The organism is Bradyrhizobium sp. GW821-FHT13H06 (assembly GCF_058803975.1).
On record NZ_JBXAPN010000014.1, the window covers coordinates 11555 to 25974 of the forward strand.

12 protein-coding genes and 1 other RNA gene are annotated in these 14420 nt (G+C 65.7%); 9 read left to right on the forward strand and 4 right to left on the reverse strand.

All coding sequences use genetic code 11. The annotated features are described in order from the left end of the window. The first annotated feature begins 109 nt into the window (after window positions 1–109). The 3 genes from AC1RQP_RS36085 to AC1RQP_RS36095 all read left to right on the forward strand — a co-directional run bounded on the left by AC1RQP_RS36085 (window position 110) and on the right by AC1RQP_RS36095 (window position 5375). Window positions 110–1696, forward strand: a complete 1587-nt coding sequence (locus AC1RQP_RS36085) for a DHA2 family efflux MFS transporter permease subunit (protein ID WP_492942094.1) — start codon at window positions 110–112, stop codon at window positions 1694–1696. Window positions 1697–2117: 421 nt separating this feature from the next. After that, entirely contained in the window at window positions 2118–3914 is a 1797-nt protein-coding gene (locus tag AC1RQP_RS36090) for an ABC transporter ATP-binding protein (RefSeq protein ID WP_492942096.1), read from the forward strand. Window positions 3915–3968: 54 nt separating this feature from the next. After that, window positions 3969–5375 carry an MATE family efflux transporter gene (locus AC1RQP_RS36095; RefSeq protein ID WP_492942098.1) on the forward strand — a complete coding sequence of 469 codons (1407 nt, stop codon included), beginning with the start codon at window positions 3969–3971 and terminating at the stop codon, window positions 5373–5375. A 259-nt stretch (window positions 5376–5634) separates the two neighbouring features. On the opposite strand, the gene AC1RQP_RS36100 is transcribed toward AC1RQP_RS36095, so the two are convergent. Next, window positions 5635–6378: a sulfite exporter TauE/SafE family protein gene (locus AC1RQP_RS36100; RefSeq protein WP_239626460.1), complete on the reverse strand. Its 744-nt coding sequence runs from the start codon at window positions 6376–6378 to the stop codon at window positions 5635–5637. A 227-nt stretch (window positions 6379–6605) separates the two neighbouring features. Between AC1RQP_RS36100 and AC1RQP_RS36105 the strand changes: the two genes are divergently transcribed. Then, the gene (locus AC1RQP_RS36105) at window positions 6606–6869 is read left to right on the forward strand and encodes a hypothetical protein (protein ID WP_492942100.1); all 264 of its coding nucleotides are present in this window, start codon (window positions 6606–6608) and stop codon (window positions 6867–6869) included. 1 nt (window position 6870) lies between these two features. On the opposite strand, the gene AC1RQP_RS36110 is transcribed toward AC1RQP_RS36105, so the two are convergent. After that, window positions 6871–8241 carry an aminotransferase-like domain-containing protein gene (locus AC1RQP_RS36110; RefSeq protein ID WP_492942102.1) on the reverse strand — a complete coding sequence of 457 codons (1371 nt, stop codon included), beginning with the start codon at window positions 8239–8241 and terminating at the stop codon, window positions 6871–6873. A gap of 79 nt (window positions 8242–8320) precedes the next feature. On the opposite strand from AC1RQP_RS36110, the gene AC1RQP_RS36115 reads away from it, so the two are divergent. Further along, a complete protein-coding gene (locus AC1RQP_RS36115) occupies window positions 8321–8749 on the forward strand; it encodes a DUF983 domain-containing protein (protein ID WP_492942104.1) in 429 nt (142 codons plus the stop codon). 66 nt (window positions 8750–8815) lie between these two features. Beyond that, window positions 8816–9529: an alpha/beta fold hydrolase gene (locus AC1RQP_RS36120; RefSeq protein WP_271530903.1), complete on the forward strand. Its 714-nt coding sequence runs from the start codon at window positions 8816–8818 to the stop codon at window positions 9527–9529. Window positions 9530–9713: 184 nt separating this feature from the next. On the opposite strand, the gene rnpB is transcribed toward AC1RQP_RS36120, so the two are convergent. After that, window positions 9714–10131, reverse strand: an RNA gene (rnpB, locus tag AC1RQP_RS36125) — RNase P RNA component class A. A 151-nt stretch (window positions 10132–10282) separates the two neighbouring features. On the opposite strand from rnpB, the gene AC1RQP_RS36130 reads away from it, so the two are divergent. Both AC1RQP_RS36130 and AC1RQP_RS36135 read left to right on the forward strand, forming a co-directional pair. Then, entirely contained in the window at window positions 10283–10636 is a 354-nt protein-coding gene (locus AC1RQP_RS36130; protein WP_492942106.1) for a YciI family protein, read from the forward strand. A 136-nt stretch (window positions 10637–10772) separates the two neighbouring features. Continuing rightward, window positions 10773–12005, forward strand: a complete 1233-nt coding sequence (locus tag AC1RQP_RS36135) for an RNA polymerase sigma factor (RefSeq protein ID WP_239626450.1) — start codon at window positions 10773–10775, stop codon at window positions 12003–12005. A 119-nt stretch (window positions 12006–12124) separates the two neighbouring features. Here AC1RQP_RS36135 and AC1RQP_RS36140 read toward each other — a convergent pair whose 3' ends face one another. Beyond that, window positions 12125–12988: an N-acetylmuramoyl-L-alanine amidase gene (locus AC1RQP_RS36140; protein ID WP_492942108.1), complete on the reverse strand. Its 864-nt coding sequence runs from the start codon at window positions 12986–12988 to the stop codon at window positions 12125–12127. Between the two features lie 441 nt (window positions 12989–13429). On the opposite strand from AC1RQP_RS36140, the gene rsmH reads away from it, so the two are divergent. Further along, window positions 13430–14419 carry a 16S rRNA (cytosine(1402)-N(4))-methyltransferase RsmH gene (gene rsmH / locus AC1RQP_RS36145; RefSeq protein ID WP_239626448.1) on the forward strand — a complete coding sequence of 330 codons (990 nt, stop codon included), beginning with the start codon at window positions 13430–13432 and terminating at the stop codon, window positions 14417–14419. The last annotated feature ends 1 nt before the right edge of the window (window position 14420 follow it).

Consider the following 14420-nt stretch of genomic DNA (forward strand, 5'->3'; position numbering starts at 1 on the left):
CCCAAGAGGATAGAGCCCTCACCCGCCGCGCTCTTTGAGCGCGGCGACCTCTCCCGCAAGCGGGAGAGGCGTACCCAACTCGCAGCCTGCTCCAGTCAGAGCTGACACCATGGCAAACGCCACCACCGCTTCACCTGCCATGACGACGGATCCCGCTTCGGAGCGCATTGCGCCGAAGCGGCTGTTCGCGTTCATCATCATGGTGTTCGGGATGTTCATGTCGATCCTGGACATCCAGATCGTCTCGGCTTCCCTCAGCGAGATCCAGGCCGGACTGTCGGCGAGCTCCAGCGAGGTCTCCTGGGTTCAGACCGCCTATCTGATCGCCGAGGTGATCGCGATCCCGCTGTCCGGTTTTCTGTCGCGCGCCTTCGGCACGCGGCTGCTGTTCGCGATCTCGGCGGCCGGCTTCACCGCCTCGAGCCTGCTCTGCGGCTTCGCCACCACCATCGAGGAGATGATCGTCTGGCGCGCGCTTCAGGGCTTTCTCGGCGCCGGCATGATTCCGACGGTGTTCGCCTCGGCCTACACCGTCTTTCCGCGGACGAAATTCCACATCGTCGGGCCCATCATCGGCCTCGTCGCGACGCTGGCGCCGACCATCGGGCCGACGGTCGGCGGCTACATCACCGACCTGATGTCGTGGAACTGGCTGTTCTTCGTCAACGTCGTGCCCGGCATCGGCATCACCATCGGCGTGCTGGCGCTGGTCGATTTCGACGAGCCGCAGTTCGAACTGCTCGACCGCTTCGACTGGTGGGGCCTGCTGTTCATGGCCAGCTTCCTCGGGACGCTGGAATATGTGCTGGAGGAAGGCCCGCAATATGAATGGATGCAGGATACGTCGGTCGCGATCTGCGCCTGGATCTGCGCGATCTCGGCGATCGCCTTCTTCTGGCGCGTGTTCACGGTGGACGAGCCGATCGTCAATCTGCGCACCTTCTCCGATCGCAATTTCGCCGTCGGCTGCACCCTGCAGTTCTGCATCGGCATCGGCCTCTACGGCCTGACCTATATCTATCCGCTCTATCTCGCCCAGGTGCGGGGCTACAGCGCGCTGATGATCGGCGAGACCATGTTCGTCTCCGGCATCACCATGTTCCTGGTCGCGCCGCTGGTCGGCCGGCTGATGGCCACGCTCGACATGCGCTACATGATCGCGTTCGGCCTCATCGTATTCGCGATCGGCTCCTACCAGATGACCTGGATCACCCGCGAATTCGATTTCTACGAGCTGCTGGTGCCGCAGATCCTGCGCGGCGTCGGCATGATGTTCGCGATGGTGCCGACCAACAACGTCGCGCTCGGCACGCTGCCACCTGACCGGGTGAAGAACGCGAGCGGCCTGTTCAACCTGATGCGCAATCTCGGCGGCGCGGTGGGTCTTGCCGTCATCAACACCGTGCTCAACGACCGCACCGACCTGCACATCGCCCGCCTCCAGGAACGCGTGACCTGGGGCAACGCGACCGCGACCGAAACCCTGAGCATGTTCATGCAGAAATTCCAGGGGCTCGGCGATTCCACGCTGATGGCGATGAAGCAGCTCTCCCAGCTCGTGCATCGCCAGGCCGTGGTGATGAGCTTCGGCGACACCTTCCTCATGCTGACGCTGTTCTATCTCGGCCTCAGCCTGCTGGTCGCGCTGCTGAGCAAGCCGGCCTCGCCGTTCGGCGCCGGCGGCGACGCGCACTAGCCTGCTCCACGTTCGCTGTCGTCGCCGGGCGCGACCGGGCGATCCAGCATTTGGCGGAGATTGGTGCGGCGGCGAGGCGCACCAAATTGCAACACTCGTCCGTGATCTCGCGTGGGCCCCGTTGCAAATAGCAAACGACACATCTATAAAGCGCACCTCATTCATTCGAACCGGGAGGGATTTGCATGATTTCGTCGCATTCGCAGATCGTACGCCCGCGCTCGATGATGTCCTGGCTCGGTATGTACGCGGCCTGTTAGAGGCCTCTTCCGCCAGCTTCGATTGGGCCAAGGTTTCGACCCAGCGTCCCGATCGCTCCGCTTCCCAAGTCAAAGTCAGTTTTGAGTGACGCCGTTCCGGCCTTCGCGGCCGGCTTGCGTCCATCGATGGAGCCGGCCCGCGCGTGCGGCCGGATGATGCCATGACCGCTCTGTCAAAGAAGCCCGCCGCGATTCGCGTGGTGCTGCCCTTCGTGTTCCGGCACTGGCTGAAGCAGCCGGGGCGCGGCCTCATCGTGGCCGGCGGGCTGCTGGGTGCGACCGTTGCCGACCTGTTCATGCCGGTATTCTCGGGACATCTGGTCGATGCGCTGACCCGTGGTCCGTCCGATCCGGATGCGCGCCACGCGGCGCTGGTCGCGTTCGGCGCCATCGTGGCGCTCGGCGCGGCCTCGATGGTCCTGCGTCTCGTCGGTCTCCAGGCGATCGTGCCGTTCACGCTCAAGATCATGTCCGACGTCGCGCAGGACGCGTTCACGCGCGTACAGCGTTTCTCGACCGACTGGCACGCGAACTCCTTTGCCGGATCCACGGTGCGCAAGATCACCCGCGGCATGTGGGCGCTCGACCTGCTCAACGACACCATCCTGATGGCTCTGGCGCCGTCGCTGCTGGTGCTGGTCGGCTCGATGATCCTGATCGGCGCGCACTGGACCTCGCTCGGCCTGGTGATCGCGGTCGGGGCGATCTTCTACGTCACGATCACGGTGGTGTTCTCGACCCGCTACATCGCACCGGCGGCGCGCATCTCCAACGCCTGGGACACCAAGGTCGGGGGCACGCTGGCGGACGCGCTGACCTGCAACGCGGTGGTGAAATCGTTCGGCGCGGAGCTGCGCGAGGACACGCGGCTCGCCCGGGTCATCAACCGCTGGCGCGTTCGCGTGCGGCGGACCTGGTTCCGCTACAACTACACCGCCATGTCGCAGCTGGCCCTGCTGCTGTGCCTTCGCGCGTCCGTGATCGGCGGATCGGTGCTGCTGTGGATGTCAGGTCACGCCTCGCCCGGCGACGTCACCTATGTGCTGACGAGCTACTACGTCATTCACGCCTATCTGCGCGACGTCGGCATGCACATCAACAACCTCCAGCGCTCGGTCAACGACATGGACGAGTTGGTGGCGATCCATGACGAGCCGATCGGCATTGCGGATGCTTCCGACGCACGGCCGATCGCGATCGAGGGCGGCGAGATCGTGTTCGACGACGTCACGTTCCATTATGGCGGCCATCGCGCGCCGCTGTACGACGGCTTGTCTGTCAAGATCCGCGCCGGCGAACGCGTCGGCCTGGTCGGCCGCTCCGGCTCCGGCAAGACCACCTTCGTCAAGCTGGTGCAGCGGCTCTACGACGTCACCGGTGGCCGCGTGCTGATCGACGGGCAGGACATCGCGCACGCCACGCAGCAATCGCTGCGCAGCCAGATCGCGATCGTGCAGCAGGAGCCGATCCTGTTCCACCGCACGCTTGCGGAGAACATCGCCTATGGCCGGCCCGGCGCCGGCCTCGAGGCGATCGAGCAGGCGGCGCGGCTTGCCAACGCGCACGATTTCATCCTGCGCCTGCCGAAGGGCTACGGCACGCTGGTCGGCGAGCGCGGCGTGAAACTGTCGGGCGGCGAGCGGCAGCGCGTGGCGCTGGCGCGCGCCTTCCTGGCGGACGCGCCGGTGCTGATCCTGGACGAGGCGACGTCGAGCCTCGATTCGGAATCGGAGGCGCTGATACAGCAGGCGATGGAGCGTCTGATGAAGGGCCGCACCTCGATCGTGATCGCGCATCGCCTGTCGACGGTGAGGAGCCTCGATCGCATCCTGGTGTTCGACCGCGGCGAGATCGTCGAGCAAGGCACGCATGCGATGCTCGCAGCCAAGCAAGACGGCGTCTATCGCGGCCTGTTCGAGCGCCAGGTGGTGGAGCTCGGACAGATCGCAGCGGAGTGAGGCGCGCGGCGGCGGGGCGAAGGTCCCGACGTCACGCCGCCATAGGTGAATGACATGAAAGACCTGGCGAACGGCTCCATCGTGAGACACATCCTGGCCATGACGCCGCCGATCATGGCCGGCATGATCTCGATCATGGTCTGCCAGCTGGTCGACCTGTACTTCGTGTCGGGCCTGGGCGATGCCGCCGTGGCAGGCGTCGCCGCGGCCGGCAATGCCGGCTTTCTCGTCAACGCACTGATGCAGGTGCTCGGCATCGGCACGGTGGCGCTGATCGCGCACGCCGTCGGGCGCAAGGATCGGCCCGATGCCAATCTGATCTTCAACCAGGCGGTTGCACTGTCTGTGCTGTTCGGCGTGTTGACCCTGGTCGCGGGAGCGGTGCTGTCGCGCGCCTACATGCGTTCGGTCGCCGCGGACGAGGCCACGATCGAGGCGGGGACTACTTATCTGTTGTGGTTCATGCCGGCGCTCGCGCTGGAATTCGTCATGCAGGTGACGGCATCCGCCCTGCGCGCGACCGGGATCGTACGCCCGGCCATGTTGGTGCGGGTCATCGCGGTCGTCATCAATATCGCGCTGGCGCCGGTGCTGATCTCGGGCTGGGGCACCGGCTATGCGCTCGGCGTTGCCGGCGCGGGGCTGGCGAGTTCGATCGCGGTCGCGATCGGCGCGCTGATGCTGCTTGTCTATTTCCGCAAGGTCGAGCGCTATGTCACCTTCAATCCGGCGCAGTGGCGTCCACAGCCGCGTCATCTCATGCGCATTCTCAATGTCGGCCTGCCGGCCGGCGGCGAGTTCGCGATGATGTTCATCTTCATGGCGGTGGTCTACTACGTGCTGCGCGATTTCGGCGCGGCGGCGCAGGCCGGATTCGGCATCGGGCAGCGGGTGCTCGGCCTGATCCAGATGCCGGCGCTCGCGGTGGCGCTGGCGGCCGGGCCGATCGCCGGCCAGAATGTCGGCGCCGGCAACGGCGCCCGCGTGCGGGAAACCTTCGTCAAGTCGGCGCTGATCACCACCGCCGTGATGGTCGGCTTCATGATGCTGGCGCAGTTGAAGCCCGAGCTGCTGCTCGCCGGATTCTCGAACGACCGGGAGACGATGGAGATCGCCTACCTGTTCCTGCGGATCATCTCGCTCAACATGGTGGCGCAGGGTCTGATCTTCACCTGCTCGAGCATGTTCCAGGGCCTCGGCAACACCAAGCCTGTGCTGCTGAGCTCGGCGACGCGCGTCTTCACCTATTCGCTGCCGGCGATCTGGCTGTCGACGCGGCCAGGCTTCCGAATGGAGCACGTCTGGTACCTGTCGATCGCGGCGACGACGCTCCAGGCCGCGTTGAGCCTGTGGCTGTTGCGTCGCGAATTCAGGAAGCGCTTCGCGCCGTTGCCGCAGGACGAGGCTGCGGAGCGAGTGGAAGCTGAGCCTGTCGCGCCTCCTGCGCGTGCGCCCGCATAGCGGTTGACCTGCTCCCCACGTCTCCCGCCAATTTGCGGCGCCGTGGGCTAAAGCGGAATGGCTTTAGGTTGAATCGATTGCCATTGGCTCGGTGCCACCTCTCCCGCTTGCGGGAGAGGTCGCGCCGAAGGCGCGGGTGAGGGCTTTCTCCTCTAGGGGATTGTCCCATCGCGGAAACACCCCTCTCCCCAGCCCTCTCCCGCAAGCGGGAGAGGGAGTTCACCTCCGTTGTAGCAGTCAAACCTAATCGCATCGCGCTTTAGTGCGTGCCAACACTGTTCCAGACGAGGCCAAGGCCTGACAGGAACAACAGGCCGAGCACGACATCGCCGAAATGCTTGTCGCTCAGGGCGTGATAGACCCGGGCGCCGGCCCATGCGCCGATCAGCGTGCCCGGAAACGCGACCAGTGCGAGCCAGACCACTTTCAGTTCGACCAGGCCTGATGCCGTCTGCAGCACCAGCGCGGTGGCGAGCACCGTGAAGTTGAAGAGCTGGAAGATGCCGCGACGCTCGTGCTTGTTCCAGCCTCGGATGTTGGCCCAGAGGATCGGCAGCGGCCCCGAGAGTCCGGCGAGGCCGCCGAGAATGCCGCCGGCAAAGCCGATCGCTCCGTCGGCGATCCTGCCGCCGAACTTGAAGGCGAGGGGCCTCTTGTTGAGATAAAGCGCGCTCGAAAAGATCAGGAGCAGCACACCGACGCTCAGCTTGAATACCTTCGGATCGGCCGTGGCGACCATCATGGTTCCCAGCGGGACTCCGATCAGGCCTCCGATCAGGAACGGCCAGACCAGCGAGAGGTCGAAGCTTTTCCACATCGAGGGTAGCGTCGAGATCTGCGCGATCACCGAGCAGATCAGCACCAGCGGTACTGCGAGCGAGGGCGGCAGGACGTAGAGCCAGATGCCGAGCGCCATCAGCGCCGTGCCGAACCCGGCCAGTCCCGAGACGAAGCCGCCGGCCAGCGCGCCGAACAGCAGCAGGACGTAGGTGAGCGTTTCCAACAGATTAGCCTTGTCGCGAGGGGCGATCCCGGATGGCTGACCGCCATCGCTCGCATAACATGCTTGCTGCCGTTCCGGTCAATCCATGCTGCACGCAAGCGTGATCTGCCGCGTCGGGCTTTCCCGGAAGACACGCCTACATGATGGCCGTACTTCAATCCCGGGGCCGCCCGACGCGATCATGCGCCCGGATCGGTCAGTCCTGAATGCGATGATGGAGAATGACCATGACCGGCACCAAGATTGCCGTTGCAGCCGCGCTGCTGGCGGTCGCGTTGACGCCTACAATGGCCCAGGCACAGTTTTCCGAGCCTGCGGCCTATCAGGCCGCTCATCCTGATCGCGATGTGCTCAACGGCGGCCAGCTCACGCCTGCGGCGCGTGCGGCTCTCGGTCAGCGGGGAACGCCGGGCGATGCGTATGCATCGCAGGCCTATCCGTCACCTGCGGCACCCCCCGTGCGCTCCGGCCATCGCCGTCATCGCCGATGATCTAGACGATCTGCCTGGTGTCGGCAGGCTTCTGCAGCGCGCCGACCAGGATGCGCAGCGCCTCCGCCAATTCCGATCTGTTCCGCGCCGCCCCCAGTGAGACACGTGCCGCATGCGGCGGTGCCCCGTCGACCGTGAAGGCATCGCCGGCGACGACCGCAAGTCCGTTCCGCAGAAGATGTGCCGCGATATCGGGCCGGCCTTCCGGCAGCCGCAACCACAGATGATGGGCGGCGGGCCTGGCCAGGAATTGAAAACCCTTCAGCGTGCGCTGCGCGAGCTGCTGGCGGCCGACCGCCTCGCTGCGGATGGCGGCGATGATGCGATCGGCAATGCCGCTTTCGATCCAATGCGTCACCAGCGCGACCATCAATGGCGCCGGCATCTGCACGGTCGCCTGCAAGTACGTGCGCATGTCCCGTTGCGCGCTGCTGTCGGGCGTCACCAAGTAGGCGACGCGCAGCGCGGGCGCGATGCATTTTGACAGTGTGGTCGCGAGATAAGTCCGCTCCGGAATGAGGCTCGCGATCGGCGACGCCGAGCGCTCGAGCAGGCCGTAGGCGTCGTCCTCGATCAAGGTCGTGTCGGCATCGCGAATGATCTTTGCGACGGCATTGCGCCGCTCGGCGGACAGCGTCGCGGTGGTCGGATTGTGCAGCGTCGGAATGAGATAGACGGCCCGTGGCCGGTGCGCGCGGCACGCCTTCGCCAGCGCATCGGGCAGGATGCCGCCGTCATCCATGGCGACGCCGACGAGCTTGACGCCGAGCCGTGCCGCGGCGGCCTTGATGCCGGGAAAGGTGAGGGCTTCCGTCAGAACGATGTCGCCGGGCCGCGCGAGATGGGCGAGCAGGTTGAACAGGATGGTTTGCGCACCGGGGAAGATCAGGAGCTTGTCGGCCTGCGCATGCGGAACGCGTGCGCGCATCCAGCGCGCCGCGACCTCGCGCTCATGCGTGCTGCCGCCGGGCGGCTGATAGTTGAGATACGCCGTCAGGCCCGATTGCGCGCGGATGGCTTCCATGCCGGCGATGATGCGCTCGTCGAGCTGCGCCTCCAGCGGATGCGGCGGCACGTTCATCGAGAGATCGATCGCGACGGGATGCGGCAGGTCGACCGCGCGGCGCGCGCTGGTCTCCGACACGAACGAGCCCTGTCCGACGCGGGCTTCCATGATGCCGCGGCGCCGCGCCTCGGTATAGGCGCGCGTCACCGTGGTCAGGTCGATGCCGAGGGCTTTTGCGAGCGCGCGCTGCGTCGGCAATTGCTGGCCGCGCACCAGCCTGCCCGCAGCAATGTCGGCCTCCATCGCATCGACGATGCGCTGATAGCGCGGGCCGCTCAGCTCCGAGATTGTAGGGGTCCAATCCATGCAATTTAGCCCCATATCCTTTGAATGTATGGATGCAAGATATTATTGTATGGACCGTCGAAAAGGAAGAGGTGTGGTCATGGCGACGGTCTCTCTGGCAAAGGCGATGTGGCGCGGTTTCAGCGGCAAGTGTCCGAATTGCGGGGAAGGGCACATGTTCGGCCGTTTCCTGAAAGTGGCTGATGCCTGCGACCATTGCGGCGAGGAGCTGTTTCACCAGCGCGCGGACGACTTTCCCGCCTATCTCGTGATGGTCGTGGTCGGCCATCTCGTGGTGCCGGCGATCCTCGCGGTCGAGACCGCCTATGCGCCGCCGGAATGGTTGCAACTCGCGGTGTGGCTGCCGGTGACGCTGTTCGCCTCGCTCGCGCTGCTGCAACCGACCAAGGGCGCGATCGTCGGGCTGCAATGGCAGCTGGGCATGCACGGTTTCGAGGCGAGCAAGCTGCGGCGCGAGGCCGCCGAGCTTGCACCGGCCCTGGTGGAGGCGGATACCCGCGCGGCCTGAGCGGCGTTTACATCGCGCGCCCGGCCGCTACACTCCGTCGTACCAACAAGAACGATGGAAACGCCGATGGCCGCACGCGCGAAGACCTTCCTGCTTTGTCATGGCGCCTGGTCCGGCGGATGGGCCTGGAAGAAGATGCATCCGCTGATGGCGCAAGCCGGCCATCGCCTGGTGGCGCCGACCTACACCGGGCTCGGCGAGCGCGCGCATCTCGCAAGCCCCACGATCGATCTGGAGACGCACATCCAGGACATCCTCAACGTCATCGCCTTCGAGGATCTCAGCGACATCGTGCTGCTTGGCCATAGCTATGGCGGCATGGTCGCGACCGGCGTCGCCGATCGCGCGCGCGAGCGCGTGACGCAGCTGATCTATCTCGACGCCTTCGTGCCGCGCGATGGCCAATCGCTGTTCGATCTCAATGAGGGCGGCCGCGAGCCGATGCGAAGGGCGGCAAGCTCGGGCGACGGCTATCGCATCCCGCCGAATCCGCCGCCGCCCGACACGCCCCAAGCCGATCTCGACTGGCTCAATGCACGCCGGGTCCCAATGCCGATCAAGTGCTTCGAGACCAGGCTGAGGCTCGAGCACGGCGAGCCGGCGATGCCGCGCAGCTACATCTATTGCACGCGCATCCCGCCGGGCGACGTGTTCGGGCAGTTCGCCAAGCGGACGAAGAGCGAGGACGGCTGGCGCTATGTCGAGCTCGACGCCAGCCACGCGCCGAACGTGACGGCGCCGGAGGCCTTGATGGGCGTGCTGGAGAAGATCGTCGCCTGACTCCCGCTCGTCATTCCGGGGCGCGACGAAGTCGCGAACGCGGAATGACACCAGCTGAAGGACTGCGCGCTCGGCCAAATGGTGAGGGGTCCGATGCGTTGGCACCGAACCCCTCGTCGCTTACCGAGCAAGACGCGTTTTCTTCACGCGAACCGGAAACCCACTTCGCTCGAAAACGCTTTAGAGTATCAGCCGGCCTGTAAGCCGGGTTCTGTAGGGCACCGTCCGCTTGCGCGAACGATACGTGACGACCATTCCTCTGGGACCGTGTTTGCACATGGCCTCAAGCAACCTACCCGGACGGCGGGCCTGACATCGCCCCGCGGCGTTATCGCTTGCGCGAACAGCCCGCTTAAGCCGTCCCTATTCGGTTTTGCTCCCGGTGGGGTTTGCCATGCCGGCTCCGTTGCCGGAACCGCGGTGCGCTCTTACCGCACCTTTTCACCCTTACTTCCTCCGAGGAGGAAGCGGTTCGTTCTCTGTGGCACTTTCCCTGGGGTCACCCCCGCCGGACGTTATCCGGCACCGCATGTCAAGGGAGCCCGGACTTTCCTCCCCGGCGGCCTTTCAGCACGTGCCGGAGCGGCCGTCCGGCCGACTGACGGCCTACGCATGGGGCATTTGTGACGGTTTCGTCAAGCCGATATCGCGACGCGCGCCTCGCCGGCGAATAATTTATCCTGAAGATGTCGTTTGGTGCGTGTCCCGTTCGACTGGATGTCGGCAACACAGCCGGGCAACAGGAGTGAAGCAATGCAATATCTGCTGATGATCTATCAGAATGAGGTCGAGTACGCGAAGAACGACGCGGGGACGAGCCAGAAGATGCTGGCCGAATACCAGGCCTTCACGCAATCCATCATCCAGAGCGGCAACTTCAAGGCCGGCGACCGCCTGCAGCCGACCACGACCGCGACGACCGTGCGCGTGCGCGAGGGCAAGACGCTGACGACCGATGGTCCGTTCGCGGAAACGCGCGAGCAGCTCGGCGGCTACTATCTGGTCGAGGCGAAGGATCTGAATGCGGCCATCGAGATCGCGGCGCGGATTCCCAGCGCACGCATCGGCTCGATCGAGGTGCGGCCGATCTGGGTGTATGAGAAGTGACAACTCTCACCTTCGTCATTCCGGGATGCGCCGTAAGGCGCAGGCCCGGAATCCATATCCCCGAATCGTGGTTATGGATTCCGGGCTCGCGGCTTTGCCGCGCCCCGGAATGACGAGAGGGGAGTGATCGCCTGACATGACCCGCAGCGAGATCGACAAAATCTTCCGCGACGAGGCGGGGCGGGCGCTTGCCACGCTGATCCGTCTCGTCGGCGATTTCGATCTCGCCGAGGACGCGCTTCAGGATGCTTTTGCCGTCGCGCTGGAACGCTGGGCGGGGTCTGAGGTCCCCGGCAATCCGCGCGCCTGGCTGGTCAATGTCGCCAAGCACAAGGCGATCGACCGCATCCGTCGCCAGGCCGTCTTCCGCGGCAAGCAGCAGGCGCTGGTGCATGAGCTCGAACTGAACGCGCTGGGCCCCGACGAGCTGCCGGCAACGCTCGACGACGACATGCTGCGGCTGATCTTCACCTGCTGCCATCCCGCGTTCGCGCCCGAGGTCCAGGTCGCGCTGACGCTGCGCACGGTGTGCGGGCTCACCACGGCGCAGGTCGCGCGCGCCTTTCTCGTCGGTGAGGAGGCGATGGCACAGCGCCTCCTCCGCGCCAAGCAGAAGATCCGCCTCGCCGGCATCCCCTATGAGGTGCCCGAGCGCGACGCGCTGGCGCCGCGGCTCGATGGCGTGCTCGCCGTGATCTATCTCGTCTTCACCGAAGGCTATGTTGCGACCGAGGGCGCGGACCTGATGCGGCCCGATCTTGCGGCCGAGGCCATCCGGCTCGGCCGCTTGCTCGATCGGCTGATGCCTGATCGTGCCGGCATCAAGGGCCTGCTGGCCCTGATGCTGCTGCACGACGCCCGCCGCGCCGGACGCGAGACGCCGGCCGGCGACATCGTGCTGCTCGAAGAGCAGGACCGCTCGCTGTGGGACCGCGCGCAGATCGATGAGGGCCTGCGTCTGGTCGACGATGCGCTGCGCGTGCCCGGCCGGCCGCAGCCCTATGTGGTGCAGGCCGCGATCGCTGCGCTGCATGCGCGTGCGGCGAGCTTTGAGGAAACCGATTGGCCGCAGATTGCGGGACTCTACGAGGTCTTGCTGCGCATCAACCCGTCGCCGGTGATCGAGCTGAACCACGCCGCGGCGGTGTCGATGGTCGATGGGCCGGCACGAGCGCTCGATCTCGTCGATGCGATCACCGCGCGCGGCGGGCTTCGCGGCTATGAGCTGTTGCCCGCAGTGCGCGCGGATCTGTTGCGGAGGCTCGGCAGGACGGAGCAGGCGCGCGAGGCCTATCGTGCCGCAACGGAGTCGACGCAGCTCGAGCCGTTGCGGAGGCTCTATGCGCGAAGGATGAGGGAGATGGAGTAGTCGCCACACATTCCGTCATTGCGAGCGTAGCGAAGCAATCCAGAGTCTTTCCGCAGAGACATTCTGGATTGCTTCGTCGCAAGAGCTCCTCGCAATGACGGCGGATGTGGCCTACGCCGTCACTTCGACGCCACGGTCGTGCCTTCCGCCGGCAGGCTCGCCAGCAGTGCCTGCAAGGTCGACAGCGTCGAATGATCGGCGACGCCATCGAGCCGCGCCGGACGGAAATGGCGCTGGAAGGCGGTGACGACTTCCATCGTCGCGGCGTCGTATTTGCCGGTCAGCGGCACGCCGTAGCCGTACCTGGCGAGCGCCTGCTGCATGCTCAGCACGGCGTCGCTGATGGTGCCGAGCATCAGAGTCTCACCACGCACGATCGGGGCGGGCGTGACCCAGTGGCCGACGCCGGAATTGGCCAGCGAATGCCACGGAAACTTCTCGCCGGGGTCCTTCTTGCGGGCGGGCGCGACGTCGGAATGGCCGAGCACCCGGTGGGACGGCACCTTGCGCCGGAGCATGATGCCGCGGCACAGCGCGATCACGGCGGCGATCTGGCGCAGCGGAAACTCGGGATAGCCCCAGTCATGGCCGCGATTGATGATCTCGATGCCGATCGAGCAGGAATTGATGTCGTCCTCGCCGGCCCAGGAGGAGGCGCCTGCGTGCCAGGCGCGCTTAGCCTCGGGCACGCATTGCACGATGCGGCCGTCCTCCAGCACGACATAATGCGCCGAGACTTCGGTGCCGGCCGTGCACAGCCGTGCCAGCGCGCCCTCGACATCGGGCATGCCGGTGTAGTGCAGCACGATCATGTCCGGCTGCCGTCCCTTGTTGCGCTCGCCATAATTGGGCGAGGGGATGATGTCCGAGACGATCGACGAGTCAGGCTCGAACGTCCGCAGGCTCGCCACGGTCTTGGGAACCGGGAGAACGCGTTGGCGCTTCGAATCAGATCCAGACGGTGTGGACGAACCGGTGGGCATGAGCAGCTCGAACGAACGGAGAGTGGGGCAAGCCCTTCTCTTTACTATTCCTTTACCGTCCACCGTACGCAATCGCGCGGCGCGGTTAACGGATGCATTTCGGCGATGTGTGTGGATGAGGCATCACCCCGCTCGTCACCTTTACGACTTGTATCGAGTCGAGCAACGCTTTCTTAACGCTAAGGGCCGTTACTGAGGGATGAAGTGCCGACCCGCGTCCGGAGGCGGCCAAAGCGTATTTTGGCTCGAAATCCCATGGCTGCCCGACAAATTCCACTGGGAACACTGGGTTTGTGGCCTGGGACGACCGGGCTCGGTAACCATGCTGGACAGGGGCTTTGTCGTGGAACCGCCGCGACGCGGAATGATTCGAGGCGTTATGGGCTTGTTCGTCCCCGATCTTGCTTGGATGTCAGGCCGGTCGGTCGGCAGGCGTTACGCATGACCTCGGTTCCGCACATCCCCGTTCTTGGTCGGGAGGCCGTCGCGCATCTCGCCTTGCGCGAGGGCGGCGTCTATGTCGACGCCACTTTTGGTGCCGGCGGCTATAGCCGCGCGATCCTGGAAGTGCCGGGAACCCGACTCATCGCCATTGATCGCGACCGCACTGCGATTGCCGGCGGTGCCGAGCTGGTCGAACGTTCCGCGGGCCGGCTGATGCTGGTCGAGGGCCGCTTCTCAAGTCTTGCCGAGGTCTGCGCGGCGCAAGGCGTCGAGGCGATCGACGGCGTCGTGATGGACGTCGGCGTGTCCTCGATGCAGCTCGACCAGGCCGGCCGCGGCTTCTCCTTCCGCCTCGACGGTCCGCTCGACATGCGGATGGGGCAGACGGGCCCGACCGCGGCCGACGTGGTCGCGCGTGCGTCGGAAGGCGATCTCGCCGACATCATCTATCTCCTCGGCGAGGAGCGGCATTCGCGCCGCATCGCGCGAGCTATTGTCGCGGACCGCCAGGAGACCCCGTTCACCACCACGCGCGCGCTTGCCGATCTCGTCGGAAGGGTGGTGCGCTCAAAGCCGGGGGACATTCATCCGGCAACGCGGACGTTCCAGGCGCTGCGCATCTTCGTCAACGAGGAACTCGACGAGCTCCAGACCGCGCTCGCGGCGGCCGAGCGCGTGCTCAAGCCCGGCGGCCGCCTCGTCGTGGTCTCGTTCCATTCGCTGGAAGACCGCATCGTCAAGAATTTTCTCACTGAGCGCTCCAGGACCGGCGGCGGTTCGCGGCATCTGCCGGAAGTGGCGCAAGTGACGCCGAGCTTCCGGGTTCTGACGCGGCGGCCCGTCGTCGCCGGCGAAGACGAAGTTGCGCACAATCCTCGTGCGCGCTCCGCAAAGCTGCGCGCCGCCGAGCGCACCGCGGCGCCGGCCCATGAGGCCGACGAGGCATCGCCCTGGCCCAAACTCTCCGACGTGATGAGGGGCGGCTAGC